The sequence below is a fragment of the Stenotrophomonas sp. INTA L402-1 genome (assembly GCF_059295135.1).
Genome location: NZ_JCAFWP010000256.1, coordinates 1 through 517 on the forward strand (window position 1 = coordinate 1; position 517 = coordinate 517).

Below are 517 nucleotides of genomic sequence, written 5' to 3' on the forward strand. Positions count from 1 at the left end.
ACATTCGGTTGCAGTTGATACTCACGCCCCTGCCAGACAAAACGATTGCCGCTCACCCGGTTTGCAAACGGCACCAGCGGAAAACAGGAGGCATCGGTTGCCACACCGCTTTTTTTACCGGGACGTAAGAGCGGCGTCGCGTCACGCCAGAAGCCTTCGATGACGCCGCCCCGGTCAGAAACGTCCAGCTCTAGCGGCCCGTGAGATAACGTATAGATGGTCATCCGCTGACTCCTTAATCCGGGAAGTTAATCACAACTTTCCCGCATTTGCCGCTCGCCATCAGCGCATAGGCATCACCTGCCTGTTCCAGCGAGAAGCGATGGGTAATGGCGTTACGCGGCCACAGCTTCCAGTCCGTCAGATCATGGGCGCATTTTTCCATATGGAACAGACTGGTCACCCAGGAGCCGATAATCCGCCGTTGATGGTGCATCAGATCGGCGCTGACCTCGAATTCCACTTTTCCGGTTTCACCAATGTAAACCACCCGTCCCCAGTCAGCGGTGGATTGCAG

Annotated in this window: 2 protein-coding genes; both read right to left on the reverse strand. The window is 56.3% G+C overall.

The window, feature by feature from the left end; all coding sequences use genetic code 11:
* On the reverse strand, positions 1 to 224 hold a 224-nt coding region (locus AC5O77_RS22660), incomplete at its 3' end, for an aldose epimerase family protein (RefSeq protein WP_494507284.1).
* A gap of 11 nt (positions 225 to 235) precedes the next feature.
* Positions 236 to 517 (reverse strand): hypothetical protein (locus AC5O77_RS22665; RefSeq protein ID WP_494507285.1); only part of this gene is annotated, 282 nt, incomplete at its 5' end.